This is a genomic window from Micromonospora sp. LOL_015 (assembly GCF_048060275.1).
Lineage (GTDB): Bacteria > Actinomycetota > Actinomycetes > Mycobacteriales > Micromonosporaceae > Micromonospora_E.
In genome coordinates this window covers 1-23,811 of record NZ_JBHMIO010000003.1, presented here as the reverse complement: position 1 = coordinate 23,811, position 23,811 = coordinate 1, and the positions used below count along the sequence as shown (strand labels likewise).

Here is a 23,811-nt window from a genome sequence, read left to right as displayed (position 1 = left end):
GGGGTCGTCAGCTGGCCAGCCGCCAGCGGCCACCCCGGGAGACCAGCATGGTCAGTGCCTGGGGCATCAGTCCGGAGTGGTTGTCCGGGGTCATCCGGATCGGCCCGGACAGCCCGTCGAACTGGGTGGTCTCCAGCACCTCACGGATGGCCTCCCGGTTGATCGAGCCATCGCCGGCCGACGTGGCCACCGCGTCGGCGATCAGCTGGACGGCGTCGGCGGCGAACGAAGAAAACCCGTAGTAGCTGCCGAACCTGGCCGTGTAGTCGCGGAACCACTGCTTGCGGGCTGCCTTCGCCGGGGTGTTGGCGATCACGTCGTCGATCACCATGGTCTGGGTGAAGACCAGATTGACGCCCTTGGTGCCGGTGGCCGAGCCACCGGACAGGAACAGGTCCCCGGCGGCGGCGGCGTCGAAGAACAGGGGCCCCGGGTAGTCGGCCTGCGCGGCGCTGTCCGCCGCCAGCGCCGCCTGCTCGGCCGAGGTCCAGACCAGCAGTGCGCCCGGATTCTCGCCGGTCAACGGCTGCGCCAGGGCGGCGACGGCCTGGCTCACGTCGGTGTCGGTGGTCCGCACCTGTTCGGTGCCGACCAGGTTGATGCCGAGCTTGTCCAGTTCGGCGGTGATCACCCGCAGGCCGTCCCGGCCGTACTCGTCGTCGGTGTGCAGCAGGCTGGCCCGCCCGATGTTGCGGCGGCGCAGCTCGTTGGCGACCGCGGCGGCGCTGTCTGCCGCGTTGGGACCGAGCTTGAACAGATAGCGACGCTCGGTGACCGGGGTGGCGACCGCGGTGGCCGGGGCCAGCGAGATGGTCGGCACCCGTTCGTCGTTGATCGTCCGGGCGGCGCCGACCGCACAGTCACTGCAACTGCCCATGATGATCGCGGTCACCGCGGAGTCGCCAGAGAAGTCGCCAACGTTGCGCAGCGACTCGCTCGGGTCGGAACGATTGTCCCGGACGTCCAGCCGGATCGTCCGGTCGCCCAGCAGACCCGATTCGTTGATCTGCTCGACCTTCAGTTCGAGGGCTCGCTGGTAGCCCTTGCCGACGGTTGCGGCGGCACCGGACAGTTCCAGGTCGGCGGCGATGAGGATCTCGCCGCCGTCCCCGCCGGCCGAGTCGCTGGCGAACTGGCAGCCGGTGAGCGAAGAGGCCAGCAATGTGGATGCGAGCGCCGTGAGTAGGGCGGAACGGGTGGGCCTCAAGTCAGTCCTCCAGGTACGCGGCGGATGCGCACCCGGTCGGTGGGCGGCGGCGCGGCTGAGCACGTCCTCAGTAGAAGTAGCGCCGGCGGCATGCCGTACGGTGTGCGCGGAGCCTGCAAACTTGGGAAACCATGCCAATGGGCGGCGTTCTGGTCAAGCGCGCCGGTCGGGGCGTTTCCGGGACTGTCGTCCCACATGTTGGCAACGAGTGCATGTTGCGAGCGTTGACTTTGGCGGGACAACTGACGGTGGAAGTTCCATCCGCGCTGATCAGGGCGGTGTGATGAAGATACTCTCCGGTAACACTGGGGTGATTACAGGTCGTCCGACCGATTTCTGCCCGACTGAGGCTTCCCAAGCGGGTCCACTTCTGGTGAAATCGCGGCCGTGCCGCATGCGGCGCTCACCGCTGCAGCAGGCATCGGTCGGCAGTCCGCGTGTGGAGATAGCGACGGAGGCGATGTCGTGAGGACCGGACCGACGACCCTGCCCGACAACGGCCCGCGGAAGCGCCGCGCGCAGTTGCGTTGGGTGCCGCGACTGAGGGATGCGCGGATCAGGTCCAAACTGGCCCTGATCCTGGTCGTTCCGCTGGCCGCGGTCGCCGCTCTGGCCACGGTACGGCTGGTCGACGTAGGACAGGGAGCCGTCGACGCGCGAATGGTGCGGTCGATGGCCGAACTCTCCGTCGACGTCTCAGCCCTGGCTCAGGACGTCCACAAGGAGCGGATGGCCGCGGTGACCTTCCTCGCCGCCCGCGACGCCGACGCCGAGGCATACAACAGCCGGGTGCGCAGCACCGACGAGCGGATCGCTGCGTACGCCGCCGAACGCGACCGGGTCGGAAACGTGCCGGAGGCGGTCGAGCGGCAGCTGGTCGCCATCGACGACCATCTGGACACCTTGAACGCCACCCGCCAGGAGGTGCTCGACCGGCGGCAGATGCCAGTGCCGGAAGCGGTGCTGCGGTACGGCGTCATCCTGTCCGACCTGGCTTCCTACGGTGAGGTGCTCGGCCAGGTCTCCGGTGACGGCGAGGTGCCGGACAGTCTGCGTGCCGTCTCCGCCTTCGCCCGGGCCAAGCTGGCCACGGCCGAGGAGGAGGCGATCATCTTCGCCGCGCTGTCCACCGGCCGGCTGGACGAGGAGCAGTTCTCGTCGTACCTGGCCACGCTGACCAGCCAGCAGGAGGCGTTGCTGTCGTTCTCGCTGGCCGCGTCGCCGTGGGAGCAGGAGCTGGCCGACAGCAGCGTCACCGGCGACGCCGTCTTCCTGGCCGACCGGGTCGCCACCGAGATCACCCGTTCGGTGGGCCAGCGGGCTCCGATGAGCGCCGCACAGGCCGCCCGAGCCGTGGGCGCGGTCAACGACCTGATGCGGTGGGCCGAGGTCCAGCTGGAGAACCGGCTGCTCGACCGGGCCACCGAGGTGAGCACCAACGTCACCCGGCAGGCGATCATCGAGTCGATCGCGGTGCTGATCGTCCTGGTGCTGGCGATTGCCCTTGCGGTGGTCCTGGCCCGCTCGTTGAACGACTCGCTGCGGCGGCTGCGGGAAGGCGCCATGTCGGTGGCCAGCCGGGACCTGCCGGAGGCGGTGGCCAAGCTCCGCGACGTCAACGACCTCAACGACCGGGGCCCGGAGGAGATCGTCCGCAACCTACGTGACCCGATCCGCCTGCCCAACCGCGACGAGGTTGGCCAGGTCGGCCAGGCGTTCAACGTGGTGCACCGGGAGGCGGTCCGGATCGCCGCCGAGCAGGCCGCGCTGCGGGCGAGCGTGTCGGCGATGTTCCTCTCCCTGGCCCGCCGAAGCCAGACGTTGGTCGACCGGATGATCGGCGAGCTCGACGCGATCGAGCGCGGCGAGGAGGACCCGAAGCGGCTCGCCCAGCTGTTCCAGCTCGACCACCTCGCCACCCGGATGCGCCGCAACGACGAGAATCTGCTGGTCCTGGCCGGTGCCGACTCGACGGCGCCACGCCGGGAGGACGCGCTGCTGGTCGACGCGCTGCGAGCCGCGCAGTCTGAGGTCGAGCTCTACAACCGGATCGAGTTCGGCACCGTCGACACCGACATCCTGATCTCCGCGCACGCGGTCAACGACGTGGTACGTCTCGTCGCCGAGCTGCTCGACAACGCCACCCGGTTCTCCCCGCCGACCACCACGGTCGTCGCCGACGCCCGGCGGCTGCGCGACTACGTACTGGTCCAGGTGGAGGACCGCGGCCTGGGGCTGTCTGAGGAGCAGTTGGACAATCTCAACCGGAGGCTTGCCGAGCCGTCCACGGTCGACGTCTCGGCGTTCCGACTGATGGGTCTCGCCGTGGTCAGCCGGCTGGCCGGCCGGTACGGCATCCGGGTCGAACTGCGGCCCAACCCGGAGGGCGGCACTATCGCCCAGGCCACGCTGCCGAGCAGCATCCTGGTGCTGCCGCAGCGCACCCGGGAGCCAGCGATGACGCGGGGACGCCCGGCCATGGCGGCCGAGCCGATCTCCGCCGCGCCCACGTCAGGCGGGACCTGGTCGCCGATCTCGAGTCCGCCGGCGGCGGCACCCGGCCGTACGGCGACCCTCACGGACCAGTGGCAGAACGCCCGGTCGTCACAGTGGAACGCAGTGGCCGGTGCACCTACCGCCGCCTTCCCGGTGACCACCGGCGGGCAGTCGACGCCGGTGTCCGCCGCCCCGATCTCCGCGTCACCGATGTCCGGCGCTCCCATGTCCGGCGTTCCCATGTCCGGCGCACCGGCTGCCCCGGCCGCCGGCCCGGCCGCGCCGACGTACAACCCGGGGCTGCCGGCGTACCGTCCGGCGGCATCCGCCGCCCCGCCTGCGGCGGCACCGCCGGTGGCCAACGTCGGTACGCCGACCGTGGCCTACCCGACGGTGCGACCGGCCGGTACCAGCGGCCACCCGGACCAGTCGGTCATCCCGGCCACCATGCATCCGCTGGCCCCAGCGGTACGCACCGGCGGCCAGCTGCCGCACGGCCCGATGGCCGGCGGCTCCACCGGCGGCAGTGCGCCCGCAGTGCCCGCCAAGCCCGCAGTGCCCGCCAAGCCCGCAGTGCCCGCCAAGCCTGCAGCGCCCGCCAAGCCCGCGGCGCCCGCCAAGCCCGCGGCGCCCGCCAACCCCGGTGCCCGGCCCGAGGACGCCGCTGAGATGCCCATCTTCCGGGAGATGGAGGCGGTCTGGTTCCGGTCACACGGCTCGGCCGAAACCACCGTCCTGCCGCTGCCGACCGCCGGTCGTCCGCCTGCTGCCGGTGCGCCCGCACCGGCGTACCCGCCGGCACCCGCTCCGACCAGGACACCGCTGCCGGCCCGCAACCCGGGACAGTCGGCTCCACAACCGGCGGCGTACTCTGCTCCGGTGCAGCCGAACGCCGCACCACCACCCCCGGCGGCGCCACCGGCGCCAGCACCGTCCATTTCGGTCGGCGCGGCGACGTCGGCGCTGAATGCCATCCCCCGGCAACGGACCGGCGACTCCGGCAGTTGGCGTACCGCCGCCGACGAGGGCTGGGCCCGGGCCAGTAAGGCCGCGGAGCCGGCGACCGCCGGCATCACCCGCTCTGGTCTGCCAAAGCGCCAGCCCCAGGCACAGCTGGTGCCGGGTGGCGTGGAGGCCAAGCAGGGCCGCGAGCCGACCCGGCGGACCCCGGACGAGGTCCGCGGCCTGTTGTCGGCATATCACCGTGGCGTGCAACGCGGCCGGACCGTCGGCAGCGAGCAGTACCGCGCCAACTCAACCAAGGAGACCAGCGAATGAACAGGCCAGCAGCTATTCAGGACATGGGTTGGCTGCTCAGCAACTTCGCCGACAGCGTGGCGGGGATCGCCCACGTCGTGGCTGTCTCGGCAGACGGACTGCTGCTCGCCTCCTCGCGTGACCTGCCGGCGGATCGGGCCGACCAGTTGGCGGCGATCACCTCCGGCGTGGTCAGCCTCACCGACGGGGCGTCGCGGATGTTCAGCGCGGGTGGCGTGCTGCAGACAGTGATCGAGATGGACAGCGGGTACCTGTTCCTGATGTCCATCAGCGACGGATCGTCGATGGCGGTGCTCGCCGCCCGTAGTTGCGACGTCGGTCAGGTCGGGTACGAGATGGCATTGCTGGTCGAGCGGGTCGGTGCCGCGCTGGTCCCGGCCCCACGGGAGGCCGTGGGCGGCCGACCCTGATCCGAGGCTGAAGTTTCGCAGCGACACAAGGGACCGTCACCGATGACGTGCCAGCAGACCCACGAGGAGGTGACCGCTCAATGGGCCAACCACGACAGGACCCGCGCGGAGCGCTGGTCCGCCCCTATGCGGTCACCCGCGGGCGTACCGAGCCACAGCAGCACATCGCCCTGGAGGCGGTGCTGGTGGCCTCGGCGGCGGCGGTCACCGAGTCTCGTTTCGCCGGGCACGACAAGCATCGAATCGCCACGATCTGCGACAACCGTGCCCAGTCACTGGCGGAGATCGCCGCGTACACCCGGCTCCCGCTGGGCGTCGCACGGGTCCTCGTCGCCGACATGGTCGCCGACGGCCTGCTGGCGTTGCACAGCACCGCTCCGACTGAGACAGAGGGCTACGAGGAGCGAATGGAACTTCTTGAGAGGGTGCTAAGTGGACTTCGCAGGCTATGACCGTCCCGGCGTCCGCCGGGACAAGGGAATCACCTCGGCGAAGATCGTCATCGCCGGTGGATTCGGGGTGGGCAAGACCACCATGGTCGGCGCGGTCTCCGAGATCACGCCGCTGACCACCGAGGCGTTGATGACCTCGGCCGGTGTCGGCATCGACGATCCGTCAAAGGTCCCCGGCAAGGAGACCACCACGGTGGCGATGGACTTCGGCCGGATCACCATGGCCGACGACCTGATTCTCTACCTGTTCGGCACACCCGGACAGACCCGGTTCTGGTTCATGTGGGACGAGATCATCCGCGGCGCGGTCGGTGCCGCGGTGCTGGTGGACACCCGCCGGATCACCGACGCCTTCGCCCCGCTCGACTACTTCGAGAACCGGCAGCTGCCGTACCTCGTGGCGTTGAACTGCTTCGACGGCGCGCCAGAGTACGAGCCGGGGGAGGTGCGGGAGGCGCTGGCTATCGCGCCGCACGTTCCGCTGGTGATGTGCGACGCCCGCAGCCGGGACTCGACGAAGAGTGTGCTGGTCACTGTCGTCGAGCACGCCATGGCGACGCTGCGCGCCGAGCACGGCCGGGGGTATCCGACGCCGGTCGGCTGACCGTACGGCAACACAGCCGGCGGCGCGCTGCGCCGCCGGCTGGCGCGTGCTCAGCCGGCCGTGCAGCCTCAGCCCGCCGTGCGGCCTCAGCCCGCCGGGCGCGGCCTTCCTCAGTCGATCGGCAGCCGGTAGCCGCGTTTGACCACGGTCTGAATCACCCCGGGCGTACCCAGCCCGGCCCGCAGCCGGGCCACCGCCATCTCGACGGCGTGCTCGTCGGCACCTCGGGGCAGGGTGCGCAGCAGCGCGGCCCGGGACAGCACCCGTCCCGGGGTCTGCGCCAGCGCGCGTAGCACCGCCATCGGTGCCGGTGCCAACGGGCGTAACTCACCGTCGATCACTGCGGCGTGTCCGCGCAGGGTGAGCAGGTGTCCGCCGACCTTCAGGTTGACCGCCCGCCGGGGCAGTTCGTCGACGATGGTCCGGACCAGCGCCCCGAGTCGGGCGCGAGCCGGTGCGGTCACCGGCACTCCGTGCCGGCGCAGCGGCGCCGCGGTGACCGGACCGACGCAGGCGGCCAGTACGTCGGTCCGCATCGCCTCGAGCACCGCGTCGGCGTTGGGCCCGGCGGCGCGCAGCAGCGCTCCGACCGCCGGCGCGGAGGTGAAGGTGACCGCGTCGACGAGCCGGCCGGCGACCAGGTCGACCAGCCGGTGCAGTGGTGCCGGGTCGGTCGGCGGCGCCCACCGGTACACCGGCACCTCGATCACGGTGGCGCCGGCCGCCTCGAGCGCCGCCGAACACTCCGGTTGCCGTTCCCCGTGCAGCTGCATCGCGATCACCTGGCCGGCCACGCCGCGGGCCCGCAGATAGTCGGTGACCTCGTCACAGCTCTCCGACGCGGGTGACCACTGGTCGTGCAGGCCGGCTGCCCGGATCGCGCCCCGGGCCTTGGGACCGCGGGCCACGATGTAGGCGCCGCCGAGCACCGCCCGCAGCGGCTCGGCCAAGCCCCACCCCTCTGCGGCCTCCAGCCAGCCACGCATGCCGATGCCGGTGTTGGCGATCAGCACGTCCGGCGGATCGTCCAGGCAGGCCCGGGTCGATGCCCGTAGTTCGGTGTCGTCGGCCAACGGCACGATCCGCAGTGCCGGGGCGAGCACCACCCGGGCACCCCGTCGTTCCAGCAGCGCGGCCAGCTCGTCGCGCCGCCGGTCGGCGGTGACCCCGATGGTGAATCCGGACAGCTCGTCGGACATCACTGGTCCTGCCGCCGACCGAGCACCTCGATCAGCCCGTCCCGACAGCGCAGCCGGTAGGTCGGCACGGCGACGCCCGGCAGATCCAGACATTCGCCGGTACGCAGGTCGTAGATCTGCTTGTGCAGTGGTGACGCCACGGTCGGGATGTCCCCCCGGGTACCGACGATGCCCCGGGACATGACGTGGGCACCGGCGACCGGGTCCTGGTTGCCGATCGCGTACAACGTCCCGTCGTAGGTCCGGAAGACCGCCACCTGCTCGCCGTCGACCAGCGCGGCAACGCCCCGCTCCGGCTCCACCCGGGAGTACGGGCACACCGGTGTCCACTGGGCGGTGACGTTGACTGTCTGCACACTCATCGGCGTACCTCCAGGGTTGTCGGGAGACCGAGCGCGACGGGCCGGCGCTCGCCCAGGGCTGGCACCGGCTGGCCCCGCTCGACCTCGAAGGTGATCGACGGGTCCGGGGTGTCGGGTGCGTTGACGAAGGAGGCGAAGCGGCGTAGCCGTTCCGGGTCGTCGATCGTGTCCCGCCACTCGTCCGAGTAGGACTCGACATGCCGGGCCATCGCCTCGTCCAGCTCGGCCGCCAGCCCGAGCGAGTCGTCGACGATCACCGATCGCAGGTGGTCCAGGCCGCCGTCCATCGCCTCGATCCAGGCCGCGGTGCGCTGCAGCCGATCGGCGGTGCGGATGTAGAACATCAGGAACCGGTCGATGGTACGAACGAGTTCCTCGGTGGACAGGTCACTGGCGAACAGGTCGGCGTGCCGGGGCCGGAAGCCGCCGTTGCCGCCGACGTAGAGGTTCCAGCCGGCGTCGGTGGCGATGATGCCGAAGTCCTTGCTGCGCGCTTCGGCGCACTCCCGGGCGCAGCCGGATACCGCAGACTTGATCTTGTGCGGGGCGCGCAGCCCCCGGTAGCGCAGCTCCAGGGCGACCGCCAGGCCGACCGAGTCCTGCACCCCGTAGCGGCACCAGGTGGAGCCGACGCAGGACTTCACCGTCCGCAGCGCCTTGCCGTAGGCGTGACCGGACTCGAAGCCGGCGTCGACCAGCCGCCGCCAGATCTTCGGCAACTGCTCGACCCGGGCACCGAACAGGTCGATCCGCTGCCCACCGGTGATCTTCGTGTAGAGGTTGAAGTCCCGGGCCACCTCGCCGATCACGATCAGCTTCTCCGGGGTGATCTCCCCACCGGGTATCCGCGGCACCACCGAGTAGGTGCCGTCGCGCTGGATGTTGGCCAGGAAGTGGTCGTTGGTGTCCTGCAGGGTGGCCTGCTCGCCGTCGAGGACGTAGCCGTTGCCCAGCGAGGCGAGGATCGAGGCGACCACCGGCTTGCAGATGTCGCAGCCCCGGCCCCGGCCGTGCTCGGCGACCAGCTGGGAGAAGGTCCGGATACCGCGTACCCGGACGATGTCGAACAGCTCCTGGCGGCTGTGGTCGAAGTGTTCGCACAGCGCCGTTGACTGGGCCACCCCGGCGACGGACAGCAACTGCTTGAGCATCGGTACGCAGGACCCGCAGCTGGTGCCGGCCCGGGTGCACGCCTTGATCCCGGCGACGTCGGTGCAACCGTCGCCGATCGCGCCGAGGATCTGATCCTTGGTGACCGCGTTGCAGGAGCAGACCTGGGCGCTGCCGGGCAGCGCGTCGATGCCGGCCCCACCGGCGGCACCGTCGGACCCGGCCGGGGCGAGCAGCGCCAGCGGCGGGCCCGGCAGCGGCCCACCGACGCTGGCCCGAAGCGTCGGGTACGCCGTCGCGTCGCCGACCAGCACCCCGCCGAGCAGGGTCCGCGCGTCATCGGAGAGCACCAGCTTGGCGTAGACCCGGGTGGCCGGGTCAGTGAATGTCACGTCCAGGCAGTCGGTGGTGGTGCCGTGCGCGTCACCGAACGACGCCACGTCCACCCCGAGTAGTTTGAGCTTCGTGGAGGTGTCCGCGCCGGGGAAGGCAGCGGTGCCGCCGAGCAGCCGGTCGGCGACCACCTCGGCCATCGCGTAGCCGGGGGCGACCAGCCCGTAGCAGCGGCCCGGTTCGCCGTCGACGCTGACCGCGGCGCACTCGCCGACCGCCCAGATGTGCGGGTCGCTGGTCCGGCAGGTGGCGTCGACGGTCACCCCGCCGCGCTCGCCGACGGCCAGCCCGGCGGCGCGGGCCAGGTCGTCGCGGGGCCGGATGCCGGCGGCGACGACCACCAGGTCGGTCTCCAGTTCGGTGCCGTCGGTGAGGGCGGCCCCGTGCGGGGTGCCGTCCGGCCCGGTGCGGATCGCCGACGTCGCGGTCCCCAGGTGCACGTCGACGCCGAGGTCCTCGACGTAGCGGCGCAGCATCGCCCCGCCGGCCTCGTCGATCTGGACCGGCATCAGCCGGGGCGCGAACTCCACCACATGGGTACGCAGGCCGAGCAGCCGCAGCGCGTTGGCGGCCTCCAGGCCGAGCAGGCCGCCGCCGATCACCGTGCCGACCCGCCGGTCGGCGGCCGGATCGGTGGCGAAGTCGCGGATGGCGACCAGGTCGTCCAGCGTCCGGTAGACGAACACCCCGTCGCGCAGGCCGCCGCCGTTGGCGCCGTCGGTGGGGCGGTGTGCGCCGTCGATCGGCGGGACGAACGGGTACGAGCCGGTGGCCAGCACCAGCGCGTCGTAGCCGTACTCGCCGTGGTCGGTGACGACCACCCGGCGGTCTCGGTCGATGCGCCGGGCCGGCTGGGCCAGCCGTAGATCCACCCCGTCGTCCGGGGTGTGCACGCTCAACTCGTCCGGCCCGACGCCGTCGAAGAAGGCCGACAACCGGACCCGGTCGTACGCCGGCCGCGACTCCTCGGCGAGTACCGTGACCTGCCATTCGCCGCCGGTGTCACGGGAGCGGACCGCTTCGACCAGGCGCTGCCCGACCATGCCGTTGCCGATGACGATCAACCGGTTCACGCTGGTACCTCCACGTCGGAATCCACAGATGAGAGCCAGTCGACGATGCCGGTGACCGCGTCGGTGCAGCTGCCGCAGCCGGTGGTGGCCCGGGTGGCGGCGACCACCTCGGCGACCGACCGGGCACCGGCGCGCCAGCAGCGCACCAGCGCGCCCTTGCTGACCGTGTTGCACTGGCAGACGGTCGCCGCATCCGGCATCAGTGCCGGACTGGTCGCCGGCGCCGCGACGGTGCCGCCGACCGCCCGGCCGAGCAGCAGCGCCCGCCGGTCGGCCGGCACCGGACCGCCCCGGTCGAACAGCTGGATGACGGTGCCGACGGCCGGGTTGTCGCCGAGCATGATCGCCCCGGTCAGCCGGTCGTCGCGGATCAGCAGCCGGGCGTACGTGCCGCGGGCCGGGTCGGCGAAGCTGAGCTCCTCGGTCTGCCCGTCGGCGCCCGGCCGGGTGTCGCCCATCGCGGCGAGGTCGATGCCGGCGGCCTTGAGGCGGGTCACCGTCGGCAGTGGCCGGTAGCGGGCACCCGGGTCGTCGCCGGCCAGCACCCGGGCCAGCACCTGGGCCTGTTCCCAGGCGGGGGCGACCAGCCCGGTAACGACGCCGTCGTGTTCGGCGCAGTCCCCGATCGCCCAGATGTGCGGGTCGCTGGTGGCCATCCGGTCGTCGACCATCACACCGCGCCCGACCCGTAGCCCGGCCCGCCGGGCCAGGTCGGTGTCCGGCCGGACACCGCAGGCCAGCACCAGCAGGTCGGCGTCCAGCTCCCGGCCGTCGCCGAGCCGCAGCCGGACCCCGTCGGTGGTGGCGGTGACCGACTCGGCGGCGGCGGCCAGCTCGGTGCCGACGCCGAGGCCGGCCAGGGTACGGGCGAGCACCGCGCTGGCGGTGGCGTCGAGTTGACGCTCCATCAGCTGACCGACCTTGTGCACCACCCGTACGTCCAGTCCGCGGGCGGCCAGCCCCCGGGCGGCTTCCAGGCCGAGCAGGCCGCCGCCGAGCACCAGCGCGGTGCGGGCACCGTCGGCGGCGGCGAGGATCCGCCGGCAGTCGTCCAGGGTCCGGAACACCGCGACCCGGTCGGGCAACCCCGCTGGGCCGTCGGTGCCGGTCAGGCCGGGCAGGTCGGGGACCACGGCCCGGCTGCCGGTGGCGAGCACCAGCTGGTCGTACTCGGTGGCGGTGCCGTCGGCGGTGCGCACCGTCCGGGTGGCCGGCTCGATCGCGGTCACCGCCAACCCGGACCGCACGTCGATGCCGTGCCCGGCGGCCTCGGTGAGCGTGACGTCCAGCTCGTCGGCCCGGCCGGCGAGCAGGTTCGACAGCATGATCCGGTTGTACGCCCGGTGCCGCTCCGCCCCGTACACGGTGATCTTGTAGTCGCCGCGCCGGGCGGGCAGCTCGGCGGCGAGCCGGGCACCGGCCATGCCGTGGCCGACGATGACGATACGGTTCACGCTCGCTCCACCCTGACCGCACAGATCTTGAACTCGGGCATCCGGGATGTCGGGTCCAACGCGTCGTTGGTGACCGAGTTGATCCGCCCCGCGCCACCCCAGTGGAACGGGGCGAACACGGTGTCCGGGCGGATCGACTCGGTCAGTCGGGCCGGGGCGCGCATCTCGCCGCGTCGGCTGGTCACCCTGACCGGGTCGCCGTCGGCGACGCCGAGCCGGGCGGCCAGGTCCGGGTGCAGCTCCACGAAGGCCTCCGGGGCGGCACCGCGCAGCGGCGCGATCCGGCGGGTCTGCGCACCGGACTGGTACTGGGCCAGCACCCGGCCGGTGGTCAGGTAGAGCGGGTAGTCGGCGCAGACCTCCTCGGCGGCGGCCCGGTGCTCCACCGGCACGAACCGGGCGCGCCCGTCCGGGGTGGCGAACCGTTCGGTGAACATCCGTGGGGTGTCCGGCCGGTCCGGGTCCGGGCAGGGCCAGAAGACCCCGTCGGCGGTGTCGATCCGCTCCCAGGTGACCCCGGCATAGTCGGCGACCCCGCCGGCTGAGGCCCGGCGTAGCTCGGTGAAGACCTCGGCGGGGTCGGCCGGGAACTGCCCGGCCGGGCAGCCGAGCCGCCGCGCCAGGTCGGCCAGCACGGCCAGGTCGGTGCGGGCGCCGGACGGGGGTGGCCGCAGCGCGTGCCGGCGCAGCACCCGGCCCTCCAGGTTGGTCATGGTGCCGTCCTCTTCGGCCCACTGGGCGGTGGGCAGCACCACGTCGGCCATCGCCGCCGTCTCGGACAGCACGAAGTCGGCGACGACCAGCAGGTCCAGGTCGGCCAGTCGGCGTTGGACCCGGCCGGCACGGGGTGCCGAGACCACCGGGTTGGAGCCGAAGACCAGCAACGCCTTCGGCCCGGCCGGGGTGCCGAGCGCGTCCAGCAGCTCGTACGCGGAAACCCCCGGCCCGGGCAGGTCGGCCGGGTCGACGCCCCACACCCCGGCCACGTGTGCCCGCGCCGCCGGGTCGTCGATGCGCCGGTAGCCGGGCAGCTGGTCGGCCTTCTGGCCGTGCTCCCGGCCGCCCTGACCGTTGCCCTGGCCGGTCAGGCAGCCGTACCCGGAGCCGGGCCGGCCGGGCAGCCCGAGGGCGAGCGCCAGGTTGACGTAGGCGCTGACCGTGTCGACGCCCTTGGCGTGCTGTTCGGCTCCGCGCGCGGTGAGGATGACGACCTTCGCGGGCGGGGCGTCGGTCGCGCGTCGGTCGCCGCCGGCCAGCGCCCGCGCCGCCGCCTCCAGATCGCCGATCGGTACCCCGGCGAGCCGTTCCACCCGGGCCGGCCAGTAACCGGCGACGGTGGCCCGGACGGTGTCGAAGCCGGTGGTCCGCTCGGCGACGTAGGCCTGGTCCACCCAGCCCTCCCGCAACGCGACATGCAGCAGCGCGTTGGCCACCGCGAGGTCGGTGCCGGGGGTTGGCTGCAGGTGCAGGTCGGCCAGGCGGGCCGTGGCGGTGCGGCGGGGGTCGATCACGATCAACGTACCGCCGCGCTGTTTCATCTCGGTCAGGTAGCGGGCGAACGGCGGCATCGTCTCGGCCACGTTCGCGCCGACCAGCAGCAGGGTGTCGGCGGTGCCGACGTCGGCCATCGGGAACGGCAGGCCGCGGTCGACGCCGAAGGCCCGGATCCCGGCGGCGGCCGCCGAGGACATGCAGAACCGGCCGTTGTAGTCGATGTTGCGGGTGCGCAGCGCGACCCGGGCGAACTTGCCCAGCGCGTACGCCTTCTCGTTGGTGAGCCCGCCGCCGCCGAACATCGCGACCGCGTCGCGGCCGTGTGCCTGCGCAATGCCGGTGACGTCGGCGACAATCCGGTCCAGCGCCTCGTCCCAGCTGGCCGGCCGCAGCTCGGCTCCCGGTCGGTCACGGACCAGCGGGGTGGTCAGCCGCTGCGGGTGGTCGAGCAGCTCGGCAGCGGTCCAGCCCTTCTGACAGAGCCCGCCCTGGTTGGTGGGAAACTGCCGGGGCAGCACCTGCACGCCGCCGTCGGCGCTCGCGCGCAGCCGCATGCCGCACTGCAGCGCGCAGTACGGGCAGTGGGTGGCCACGGTCCGGTCGACTGATTCGCCGGTCGGCCCGATGGTCACCTGCACGCTGCCTGGCATGTGCGAAGCGTGCCGGGGGGCGATTTCACCGCGACGTCCCGATTGTTTCCAGCCTGCTAAGAGCAGCTCACACGGACCGTTGTCAGGGGGTTAGCCAGCCCATCTGCTGGGACCTCCGGCTTACCGGTGCCGACCAGGGGTTTTGACCGGCGTGCCGGGCAGCGGGTATCGTCGCCTGCTGTTGTGCGACAACCGAGGGGCGTCCCTCGCCAGACCCGTCACCGTCCCAGGTCACCGTCCGTGGATGTAGCTCACCGTCTACGGGAGGCCCCGTCCGATGATGCCGGGTCAGCCGGGGTATGCTTGTCGTTCGCGCGCGCGTTCTCTGCCAGGTCGCCCGGTTCCGGGTCGCCCCGACGGCCCGCGCGTTACCTGACGACCGACGCGCGACCCCAGACCGACGACGAGACAAGGTAGACCTGTGCGTACGTACAGCCCGAAGCCGGGTGAGATCGAGCGTCAGTGGCATGTGATCGACGCCTCTGACGTCGTGCTGGGCCGCCTGGCCACCCACGCCGCCACGCTGCTGCGCGGCAAGCACAAGCCGACTTTCGCGCCGCATGTCGACACCGGTGACTTCGTCATCGTCGTCAACGCCGGCAAGGTGGCGTTGACCGGCAACAAGCGGCACACCAAGGTGGCCTACCGGCACTCCGGTTACCCCGGCGGGCTGAAGCAGGTCGGCTACGACGAGCTGCTGGCCAAGCGCCCCGAGCGGGCGATCGAGCTGGCCGTCAAGGGCATGCTGCCGCACAACAAGATCGGTGCCAAGCTGATCCGCAAGCTCAAGGTCTACGCCGGCGCCGAGCACCCGCACGGCGCGCAGCAGCCGGTGCCGTTCGAGATCAAGCAGATCGCGCAGTGAGCGCGGGCGAAGGAACAAGCATGACCGAGACCACCGAGGCCAGCCCGGTCGCCGTTGCCGAGACCGAGCCGGCCCCCGCCGTGACGCCCGCGCCAGTGGTGCGCGCGCCGCGCGGCGAGCGCCCGATCCAGACCGTCGGGCGGCGCAAGGAAGCCATCGTCCGGGTGCGGATCGTCCCCGGCTCCGGCAAGGTCACCTGCAACGACCGCGAGCTCGAGGAGTACTTCCCGAGCAAGGTGCACCAGCAGTTGATCCGGGAGCCGCTGGTGACGGCTGAGAAGGCCGAGGCGTTCGACGTGATCGCCAACCTGCGCGGCGGCGGCATCACCGGCCAGGCGGGCGCGCTGCGGCTGGGTATCGCCCGGGCGCTGTGCGCCAACGACGGCGACGACCGCCCAGCGCTGAAGAAGGCGGGCTTCCTCACCCGCGACGACCGGGTCAAGGAGAGCAAGAAGTACGGCCTGAAGAAGGCCCGTAAGGCTCCGCAGTACTCGAAGCGCTAGTCCGATACGGCTGAACGGGCGGCTGGGACACCTCCTTCGTGGGGTTTCTCGGCCGTCCGTGCTTTTTTGTCTAGTTGATGCGGATTTTTCCGTTCATCGGCAGTATCTTCATCGGTTGCCGGCTCGCTCGCCATCGCAGCGGGCGGATCCGTCCCCCGAGGGGCGGTGGAGCGGCACCGTTAGCGGGACCATCGGAGGATGACAGGTATGGCGCGGCTGTTCGGCACCGATGGCGTACGCGGGCGGGCCAACGCCGATCTCACCCCGGAGTTGGCGCTGGCGGTCGCGGTCGCCGCCGCGCACACCCTGGCCGAGCGGGATCCGAGCCGTCAGCCGCTGGCCGTGGTCGGCCGCGATCCGCGGGCCAGCGGCGAGATGCTGGAGGCCGCCGTCGTGGCCGGGCTGACCAGCGCCGGCGCGAACGTGCTGCGGGTCGGCGTGCTGCCGACCCCTGGCGTCGCGTTCCTGGTCGGGGAGACCAAGGCCGACTTCGGGGTGATGCTCTCCGCGTCGCACAACCCGATGCCGGACAACGGCATCAAGCTGTTCGCCGCCGGCGGGCACAAACTGCCGGACGATCTCGAGATGAAGATCGAAGCCGCGATCGGCGCGGCGATCGAGGGCGACGGCTCCATCGGCCGACGGCGGCCCACCGGGGCCGGTATCGGCCGGGTGAGCGACCTGCTGGACGGAGCCGAGCACTACGTCGGGCACCTGGTCGGCACGGTCGACCACCGGCTCGACGGGCTGCGGGTGGTGGTTGACTGCGCGAACGGCGCGGCGGCCGAGGTCGGCCCGGTCGCGTACCGGGAGGCCGGCGCGGAGGTCATCGCGATCAACGCCGAGCCGAACGGGCTCAACATCAACGACGGTTGCGGGTCGACCCACCTCGACGTGGTCCGGGCCGCCGTCCTCGAACACAGCGCCGACCTGGGGCTGGCCCACGACGGCGACGCCGACCGGTGCCTGGCGGTGACCGCCGACGGCACCGAGGTGGACGGCGATGAAATCATGGCGATCCTGGCGCTGGCCATGCGCGACGCCGGCACGTTGACCGCCGACACCCTGGTGGCCACCGTGATGAGCAACCTCGGGCTGCGGCTGGCCATGTCCCGGGAAGGCATCAAGCTGGTCGAGACCAAGGTCGGTGACCGGTACGTGCTGGAGGAGCTGCGGGCCAGCGGGCTGGCGTTGGGCGGTGAGCAGAGCGGGCACATCGTGATGCCCAGCTACGCCACCACCGGCGACGGCGTGCTCACCGGACTGCAGCTGATGTCCCGGATGGCGGCCACCGGGACCTCGCTGGCCGGTCTGGCGGCCACCGTTACCAAACTGCCCCAGGTGTTGATCAACGTGCCGGTCGGCGACCGGGTTGCCGGTGCCGGCGACCCGGCGGTACGGTCCGCCGCCGAGCAGGCCGAGGCCGAGCTGGGCGGCACCGGGCGGGTGCTGCTGCGCCCGTCTGGTACCGAGCCGCTGGTCCGGGTGATGGTCGAGGCGACGACGGTGGAGACTGCCCGTTCGGTCGCCGAGCGGATCGCAGCTGCTGTCCGCGCGGTCAGCCCGGCCTGACCAGTACGCCGGCAAGCCTGATCGACCGGGCCTGAACCTGCCACCCGGCCTGCTCGGTCAGCCGGCCGGTTGCAGGCCGGCCAGTCGCCGGCTGGCTTCGGCGAGGACCTCGGGACGTTTGCAGAAGGCGAACCTGACCAGCAGCCTGCCGGCGTCCGGCTCGTCGTAGAACACCTGGGTCGGTACGGCGACCACTCCGCAGCGCTCCGGTAGCGACAGGCAGAATTCGATCCCGTCGGTGCCGCCCAGCGGGCTGATGTCGGCGGTGGCGAAGTAGGTGCCCTGCGGCACCAGCACCCGGAATCCGGCCTCGGACAGCCCGGCCACCAGTTGGTCGCGCTGCGCCTGCATGTTCTGCCGCAGCCCGGTGAAGTAGCTGTTCGGTAGGTCCAGCGCCACCGCGACGGCCGGCTGCAGCGGCCCGCCGTTGACGTAGGTGAGGAACTGCTTGACCCGGGCGGTGGCGGTGACCAGCGTGGCTGGCCCACTGGCCCAGCCGATCTTCCAGCCCGTACAGGAGAAGGTCTTGCCGGCCGACGAGATGCGGAGCGTCCGGTCCCGCATCCCGGGCAGGGTGGCGAGCGGGACATGTGGGGTGTCGGCGTCGGTGAAGACGAGGTGCTCGTACACCTCGTCGGTGACCGCCCAGATGTCATGCTCCTGGCATATCGCGGCGATCGCGGTGAGCTCGGCGACGGTGAAGACCTTGCCGGTCGGGTTGTGCGGGGAGTTGAGGAGCACCAGGCGGGTACGTGGCCCGACCGCGGTGCGCAGCGTGGCCGGATCAAAGGCGTACCGGCCGTCCCCGTCGGGGCGTAGGGTGACCGGCCGGCGGACCGCACCGGCGAGCGCGATCGCGGCCGCGTACGAGTCGTAGTAGGGCTCGAAGCAGATCACCTCGTCACCCGGCTCGCACAACGCGAGGATGGCGGCGGTGATCGCCTCGGTCGCCCCAGCGGTGATCAGGACCTCGGTCTCCGGGTCGTAGTCGAGCCCCCAGAAGCGCTGCTGGTTGCGGGCGACAGCGGTGCGTAGCGCAGGGGTGCCGGGACCAGGCGGGTACTGGTTGTGGCCGCCGCGCAGCGCCTGGGTAGCGGCCGCCAGCATCACGGTGGGCCCGTCGGTGTCCGGGAAGCCCTGGCCGAGATTGACCGCGCCGGTGCGGACGGCAAGAGCGGACATTTCGGCGAAAATCGTCGTGCCGAACGGGCGCATGCGGCGGACCAGGGGGTCGATGTCGGCGGGGGTGCCGGGGGAGGTGGCCACCTCGCCACTTTATGCGGTCCATTGAAGCAGATGACGGCGCCCGTACTTTGCACTATAAGGCGGGTTTGATCGGTTACTGCTCAGCGTGCCTGATCGATTGCGGGGGTTATGCGCACCGCCGATGAGCGATCGTGGGCTACGCTACGACCCATGTGTGGAATCGTGGGGTACGTCGGCGCGCGGCCGGCGCTGGGCATCGTGCTGGACGGGCTCCGGCGGCTCGAATACCGGGGTTACGATTCGGCCGGCGTGGCGATCGTCTGTGACGACGAGCTGCGCACCGAAAAGCGGGCCGGCAAACTCACCAACCTGGAGAAGGCATTCGGCGACGAGCGGTTCGGCACCGGCACCGCCGAGGACACCACGACGGTCGACAGCACCTGCTGCCCGGCCCCGGTCGGCATCGGTGACGGCACCGCCGGCATCGGCCACACCCGGTGGGCCACCCACGGCGGACCGACCGACCGCAACGCCCACCCGCACCTGTCCCGCGACGGCCGGGTCGCGGTCATCCACAACGGGATCATCGAGAACTTCGCCAAGCTGGTCGCCGAGCTCGAAGCCGACGGGGTCGAGTTCGTCAGCGACACCGACACCGAGTGCGCAGCGCACCTGCTCGCCGCCGCCCTGGCCGACCTGCGTGCGGCCGGCGAGCCGGAAGGGCCGCGACTGCTGGCCGCCGCGATGCGTCGGGTGTGTCAACGCCTCGAAGGCGCGTTCACCCTGCTCGCCGTGGACGCCAGCATCCCGGACGCGGTGGTCGGTGCCCGGCGCAACTCCCCGTTGGTGGTCGGCCGTGGCCCGGGTGAGCACTACCTGGCCAGCGACGTCTCCGCGTTCATCGAGCACACCCGCGACGCCGTCGAGCTCGGTCAGGACCAGGTCGTCCTGATCACCGCGGACAGCATCGAGATCACCGACTTCGACGGTGCCCCGGCGCTGGGCCGGGACTTCCACATCGACTGGGACGCCTCCGCCGCCGAGAAGGGCGGCTACGACTACTTCATGCTCAAGGAGATCGCCGAGCAGCCACAGGCCGTCGCCGATACGCTACTCGGCCGGCTCACCGAATCCGGCGAGATCATGCTGGACGAGGTCCGGCTCACCGATCAGGACCTGCGCGACGTCGACAAGATCTTCATCGTCGCCTGCGGTACGGCGTACCACTCCGGGATGATCGCCAAGTACGCCATCGAGCACTGGACCCGGATCCCGTGCGAGGTGGAGCTGGCCAGCGAGTTCCGCTACCGCGACCCGGTGCTGGACCGGTCCACACTGGTGGTGGCGATCTCCCAGTCCGGCGAGACGATGGACACCCTGATGGCACTGCGGCACGCCAAGGAGCAGAAGGCCCGGGTGCTGGCGATCTGCAACACCAACGGCTCGACCATCCCGCGTGAGTCCGACGCGGTGCTCTACACCCACGGCGGCCCGGAGATCGCGGTCGCCTCCACCAAGGCGTTCCTCACCATGGTGGTCGCCTGCTACCTGATCGGTCTGCACCTGGCCCAGGTGCGCGGAATCAAGTACGCCGACGAGGTCGAAGCGGTGGTCAGCCAGCTGCAGGGGATCCCGGACAAGCTGCGCCAGCTGCTCGCCTCGATGGAGCCGGTCCGCCAGCTCGCCCGGGACCTGTCCACCGCCAACCAGGTGCTGTTCATCGGCCGCCACGTCGGCTACCCGGTAGCTCTCGAAGGCGCGCTCAAGCTCAAGGAGCTCGCCTACATGCACGCCGAAGGCTTCGCCGCCGGCGAGCTCAAGCACGGCCCGATCGCCCTGATCGACCAGGGCACGCCGGTGGTCTGCGTGGTGCCCTCCCCGGCTGGCCGCGGCATGCTGCACGACAAGATCGTGTCCAACATCCAGGAGGTACGGGCCCGGGGCGCCCGTACCGTGGTGATCGCTGAGGAGGGCGACACCGCCGTGGCGCGGTACGCCGACGATCTGATCTACGTACCGCGCACCCCGACGCTGCTGGCCCCGCTGTTGACCACGGTGCCGCTGCAGGTGCTCGCCTGCGAGATCGCCGCCGCCCGGGGACACGACGTCGACCAGCCCCGGAACCTGGCGAAGTCGGTCACCGTGGAGTGACCGCCGCGCCCGTGCCGGGGCGGCTGGCAGCCGGGTTGTCCCCGGCCCATTGACATCCTCGCCGTCCTAAACGACGGCGATTCCAGCCACGCTGCGCGTGACACGCGCAGTGTTCTGGTGGGTTACCGTTCTACCGCGCGGTGCCGGGACGGGTCCCGGTCCTACCCCGCGCTCCACGGTCGTTGAAGTCCGCCTGCCCGGCGACCTTGATGTTGATCGCGGCGTTGACGTCCCGGTCGTGGTGACCGCCACACGGACAGACCCACGACCGGACGTTCAGCGCCATCCGCTCGTTGATCCGGCCGCAGTCCGAACACATCCGGGTGGACGGGAGCCACCGGTCCACCCGGGCGAACGTACGCCCGGACCGCGCCGCCTTGTACTCGACCATGCCGACGAACCACGCCGATTCGACTGTCCCGGTCGATCGACTGACCGAGCACCCCCGCCGTGGCGACCCAGTCGGCGAGCACCGCCTTGGCCCGGGCCAGCTGCTCGGCGTACCGGCTGAGGATCTGGTCGACGACGTACAGCGCCGGGCCGACGGCGTCCAGCCGGTCACCCAGGCCGGCCAACCGGGTGTCGGCGGCGGTCGCCGCCGGGCCGGACCAGCCGGCGCGCAGCGCCCGGGCCGACCCGGCCACCTCAGCGGCCCGCCGCTCGACCGCTGGTTGCCGCCGCCGCCAGCCGTACGCGGCCCGCTGCCAGGCCGCCGGGTCGGCCCGCCACAGCTGCTGGTACGTGATCACCCGGCCAGCCGGTGGACCGCCAGCCAGTCGGCGGCGTCGTGCAGCACGGCCGGCCGCACCCGCAGCGGCCCGCCGCCGGCCGGGCCCACGTCGTTGCCGGGCAGTTCACCCACGTCGCCTCCGCTCACTCATATCGCCTCCGTCGGCATGCGTCGATGGGCAGACGCTATCCGGAACCGACAGCGTGGCGGGGGACCCTGTGGACAATCGGCGCAGCGGTTACCGTCCCACCGGTCACCACCGCCGGTAGGGTGACCATGGGTGGTGCGCGACGAAGGCGGCGCGGCGGAGGTGCGAGGAATGATCCAGGTGTGGCGGGTGTCCGACGTCCGCAGCGCCGAGCAGGCGCTGATGGCGACCGTTCCACCGGGGACATTGATGCACCGGGCCGCCGCCGGCCTGGCCCGCAGGTGCGCCACCCTGCTCGCCGAGCGCGGCGGGGTCTACGGTGCCGAGGTGCTGCTGCTGGTCGGCTCGGGCGACAACGGCGGTGACACGCTGTACGCCGGAGCCCGGCTGGCCCGCCGGGGCGCCCGGGTCACCGCCTGGCTGCTGCGTCCGGACCGGGCCCACTGTGGCGGGCTCGCCGCGTTGCGGGCTGCGGGCGGCCGGGCGGCCGACGGTCGGACCGCCGACGGTGCCGGCCGGCACGCGGACCTGATCCTGGACGGGATCGTCGGCATCGGCGGCACCGGCGGGCTGCGGGAGCCGGCCGCCGGTGCGCTCGCCCGGGCCGGCGAGCTCACTTCGGCACGTGGCGGTCGGCCGGTGCTGGTCGCGGTGGACGTGCCCAGCGGCGTGGCGGTCGACACCGGCGGGGTGCCCGACGGCGCCGCGGTGCCGTCGACCGGAGCTGGCCTGGCCGGGTCCGGAGCTACCGGGGCCGGAGCCGCCGCGGCCGGGACGGACACCGTGCGGGCCGACGTCACCGTCACCTTCGGATGCCTGAAGCCGGCCCTGATGGTCGGACCGGCCGCCGTCCGCGCCGGCCACGTGGAGCTGGTCGACATCGGCCTGCGACCGTGGTTGCGCGGCACACCCGTGTTCGAGGTGCCCGGTCGCGACGACGTGTCAGCCTGGTGGCCGACGCTGGCCCCGGCCGCCGAGAAGTACACCCGGGGAGTCGTCGGGGTGGCGACCGGATCAGCGACCTATCCGGGCGCGGCGGTACTCTCCGTCGGCGGGGCGGTCGCCGGGCCGACGGGCCTGGTCCGGTACGCCGGCAGCGCCGCCGCCCAGGTGCTGGACCGGTACCCCTCGGTGATCGCCACCGGTCGGGTCGCCGATGCCGGCCGGGTGCAGGCCTGGGTGTGCGGCTCCGGGCTGGGCGGCGGGGAACACGCCGTGACCGAGCTGCGGTCGGTGCTGGCCGCGCCGGTGCCGGTGGTGCTGGACGCCGACGCGTTGACCATGCTGGTCGACGGCAGCTGGGCGGAGCAGCTACGCGGCCGGCAGGCACCCACCGTGATCACCCCGCACGATCGGGAGTTCGCCCGGCTCGCCGGCCAGCCACCCGGCGACGACCGGGTCGGGGCCGCGCTGCGGCTGGCCGCCTGGATGCGGGCGACTGTCCTGCTCAAGGGCGACCGTACGGTGGTCGCCGCCCCGGACGGACAGGCGTACGTGAACGCCACCGGCACCCCGGCGCTGGCCACCGGCGGCACCGGCGACGTGCTGGCCGGCCTGCTCGGCTCGCTGCTCGCCGCTGGGCTGGACCCGCAGCGGGCGGCGCTGGCCGCCGCGTACGTGCACGGCCTGGCCGGCCGGGCCGCTGCCCGCAACGGGCCGGTCACCGCGGTCGAGGTGGCCGCCGCGCTGCGCCCGGTGGTGGCCGACCTGACCGACGGGTGATTTGCGCCGTGAGGCGCTGTTGATTCGAGTGGAGGTGGGAGACCTTCGCCGTTGGTCCTGTCGCAGCAGGGCAGCGGAGCTGAGGGCAGCCTGATCCGGGTGGTGCCGGGGAGGGTGGGAGCAGCCCTGACAAAGCCGGGACGTGTCAGTACTGCCAGATGGTGCGGGCTCGGTGAGCGTGGTGGAGAGGGGTACGAGAGGAACCGGCGTCGTTACGTCCTAACTCGGTCACCGACTCGAATCTGGTGGATATGGGTCGGGTGCGGTGCGTACGGCTGCCTGTCGGGTGGCCGGAACTCCTTGGGTTTCTTATTGCTGTTGCCCGGGAGGCCACGAGGAAGTCTGCGGCGTACTCGTGGCGATGCCGCTGGGACACAGCCGGGCTCCTACTTCGCCGAGCGAATCACAGTGAACACGGGAACCGCCGTCTGCGGCTCCTGGACAGCGGGCGTCCAGCTCGCGGTCTGGGATAGGCACACCGACTGCTGAATGCGACGTGCGGGGCGGAGCCGCCGTAGTACTCCGAGCCGGGGAGAGCCCGGTGCATGGGGAAGGGCGGCAGCGGATTTGCGGAGGGAGGAGGCTGCAATGCCGAAAGACGCCTCGGTGAACATCGAGGCCGTGCTGGATCCGGCCCCGGCGGGGCCGCTCCAGCGGGTATCGGAGATGCAGGCCAAGCTTCACCGTTGGGCGGTGGCTGATCCTGGCCGCCAGTTCGACGACTTGTTCAAT

Annotated in this window: 18 protein-coding genes; 9 read left to right on the top strand and 9 right to left on the bottom strand. The window is 72.0% G+C overall.

Annotated features, from left to right (window positions below; translation table 11 throughout):
* Positions 1-7 precede the first annotated feature (7 nt).
* On the bottom strand, positions 8-1,207 hold the full coding sequence (locus ACFHWU_RS04110) for an ABC transporter substrate-binding protein (RefSeq protein WP_416551307.1): 1,200 nt from the start codon (positions 1,205-1,207) through the stop codon (positions 8-10).
* A gap of 465 nt (positions 1,208-1,672) precedes the next feature.
* Here ACFHWU_RS04110 and ACFHWU_RS04105 point away from each other — a divergent pair, with 465 nt between their 5' ends.
* The 4 genes from ACFHWU_RS04105 (at position 1,673) to ACFHWU_RS04090 (ending at position 6,447) form a co-directional block, all read left to right on the top strand.
* Positions 1,673-4,981: a nitrate- and nitrite sensing domain-containing protein gene (locus tag ACFHWU_RS04105; RefSeq protein WP_416589842.1), complete on the top strand. Its 3,309-nt coding sequence runs from the start codon at positions 1,673-1,675 to the stop codon at positions 4,979-4,981.
* Positions 4,978-5,391, top strand: coding sequence for a roadblock/LC7 domain-containing protein (locus ACFHWU_RS04100; RefSeq protein ID WP_123606103.1), 414 nt, complete (start codon positions 4,978-4,980; stop codon positions 5,389-5,391). Before ACFHWU_RS04105 ends, ACFHWU_RS04100 begins: the two co-directional genes overlap by 4 nt.
* 80 nt (positions 5,392-5,471) lie before the next feature.
* Positions 5,472-5,843: a DUF742 domain-containing protein gene (locus ACFHWU_RS04095; protein WP_416551309.1), complete on the top strand. Its 372-nt coding sequence runs from the start codon at positions 5,472-5,474 to the stop codon at positions 5,841-5,843.
* Positions 5,824-6,447 (top strand): GTP-binding protein, encoded by a 624-nt coding sequence (locus ACFHWU_RS04090; protein WP_416551310.1) that lies wholly within the window; start codon positions 5,824-5,826, stop codon positions 6,445-6,447. The genes ACFHWU_RS04095 and ACFHWU_RS04090 overlap by 20 nt, the downstream gene beginning before the upstream one ends.
* 110 nt (positions 6,448-6,557) lie before the next feature.
* Here the strand turns inward: ACFHWU_RS04090 and ACFHWU_RS04085 are convergent, their stop codons facing one another.
* The 5 genes from ACFHWU_RS04085 to ACFHWU_RS04065 are packed head-to-tail and all read right to left on the bottom strand — an operon-like array spanning position 6,558 to position 14,182.
* Positions 6,558-7,646 carry a uroporphyrinogen-III synthase gene (locus ACFHWU_RS04085; protein ID WP_416551311.1) on the bottom strand — a complete coding sequence of 363 codons (1,089 nt, stop codon included), beginning with the start codon at positions 7,644-7,646 and terminating at the stop codon, positions 6,558-6,560.
* The gene (gene nirD / locus ACFHWU_RS04080) at positions 7,646-8,008 is read right to left on the bottom strand and encodes a nitrite reductase small subunit NirD (RefSeq protein WP_416551312.1); all 363 of its coding nucleotides are present in this window, start codon (positions 8,006-8,008) and stop codon (positions 7,646-7,648) included. Before nirD ends, ACFHWU_RS04085 begins: the two co-directional genes overlap by 1 nt.
* Complete coding sequence (gene nirB, locus ACFHWU_RS04075) at positions 8,005-10,584, bottom strand: nitrite reductase large subunit NirB (RefSeq protein WP_416551313.1); 2,580 nt, start codon at positions 10,582-10,584, stop codon at positions 8,005-8,007. Before nirB ends, nirD begins: the two co-directional genes overlap by 4 nt.
* A complete protein-coding gene (locus ACFHWU_RS04070) occupies positions 10,581-12,038 on the bottom strand; it encodes an FAD-dependent oxidoreductase (protein ID WP_416551314.1) in 1,458 nt (485 codons plus the stop codon). Before ACFHWU_RS04070 ends, nirB begins: the two co-directional genes overlap by 4 nt.
* The gene (locus ACFHWU_RS04065) at positions 12,035-14,182 is read right to left on the bottom strand and encodes a molybdopterin oxidoreductase family protein (RefSeq protein WP_416551315.1); all 2,148 of its coding nucleotides are present in this window, start codon (positions 14,180-14,182) and stop codon (positions 12,035-12,037) included. Before ACFHWU_RS04065 ends, ACFHWU_RS04070 begins: the two co-directional genes overlap by 4 nt.
* Positions 14,183-14,603: 421 nt before the next feature.
* On the opposite strand from ACFHWU_RS04065, the gene rplM reads away from it, so the two are divergent.
* The 3 genes from rplM (at position 14,604) to glmM (ending at position 17,122) form a co-directional block, all read left to right on the top strand.
* Entirely contained in the window at positions 14,604-15,047 is a 444-nt protein-coding gene (rplM, locus tag ACFHWU_RS04060; protein ID WP_416551316.1) for a 50S ribosomal protein L13, read from the top strand.
* Between the two features lie 20 nt (positions 15,048-15,067).
* Entirely contained in the window at positions 15,068-15,550 is a 483-nt protein-coding gene (gene rpsI, locus ACFHWU_RS04055; RefSeq protein ID WP_416551317.1) for a 30S ribosomal protein S9, read from the top strand.
* Between the two features lie 207 nt (positions 15,551-15,757).
* Positions 15,758-17,122, top strand: a complete 1,365-nt coding sequence (gene glmM / locus ACFHWU_RS04050) for a phosphoglucosamine mutase (RefSeq protein WP_416551411.1) — start codon at positions 15,758-15,760, stop codon at positions 17,120-17,122.
* 57 nt (positions 17,123-17,179) lie between these two features.
* Here the strand turns inward: glmM and ACFHWU_RS04045 are convergent, their stop codons facing one another.
* Positions 17,180-18,388, bottom strand: coding sequence for a pyridoxal phosphate-dependent aminotransferase (locus tag ACFHWU_RS04045; protein ID WP_416551318.1), 1,209 nt, complete (start codon positions 18,386-18,388; stop codon positions 17,180-17,182).
* Positions 18,389-18,538: 150 nt separating this feature from the next.
* Here ACFHWU_RS04045 and glmS point away from each other — a divergent pair, with 150 nt between their 5' ends.
* On the top strand, positions 18,539-20,479 hold the full coding sequence (gene glmS / locus ACFHWU_RS04040) for a glutamine--fructose-6-phosphate transaminase (isomerizing) (RefSeq protein WP_416589841.1): 1,941 nt from the start codon (positions 18,539-18,541) through the stop codon (positions 20,477-20,479).
* A gap of 130 nt (positions 20,480-20,609) precedes the next feature.
* On the opposite strand, the gene ACFHWU_RS04035 is transcribed toward glmS, so the two are convergent.
* Positions 20,610-20,870, bottom strand: a complete 261-nt coding sequence (locus ACFHWU_RS04035) for a zinc ribbon domain-containing protein (RefSeq protein ID WP_416589840.1) — start codon at positions 20,868-20,870, stop codon at positions 20,610-20,612.
* Positions 20,871-21,224: 354 nt separating this feature from the next.
* Entirely contained in the window at positions 21,225-21,356 is a 132-nt protein-coding gene (locus tag ACFHWU_RS04030) for a hypothetical protein (RefSeq protein ID WP_416589839.1), read from the bottom strand.
* Positions 21,357-21,528: 172 nt separating this feature from the next.
* Between ACFHWU_RS04030 and ACFHWU_RS04025 the strand changes: the two genes are divergently transcribed.
* Positions 21,529-23,079, top strand: coding sequence for an NAD(P)H-hydrate dehydratase (locus ACFHWU_RS04025; protein ID WP_416589935.1), 1,551 nt, complete (start codon positions 21,529-21,531; stop codon positions 23,077-23,079).
* Positions 23,080-23,811 lie beyond the last annotated feature (732 nt).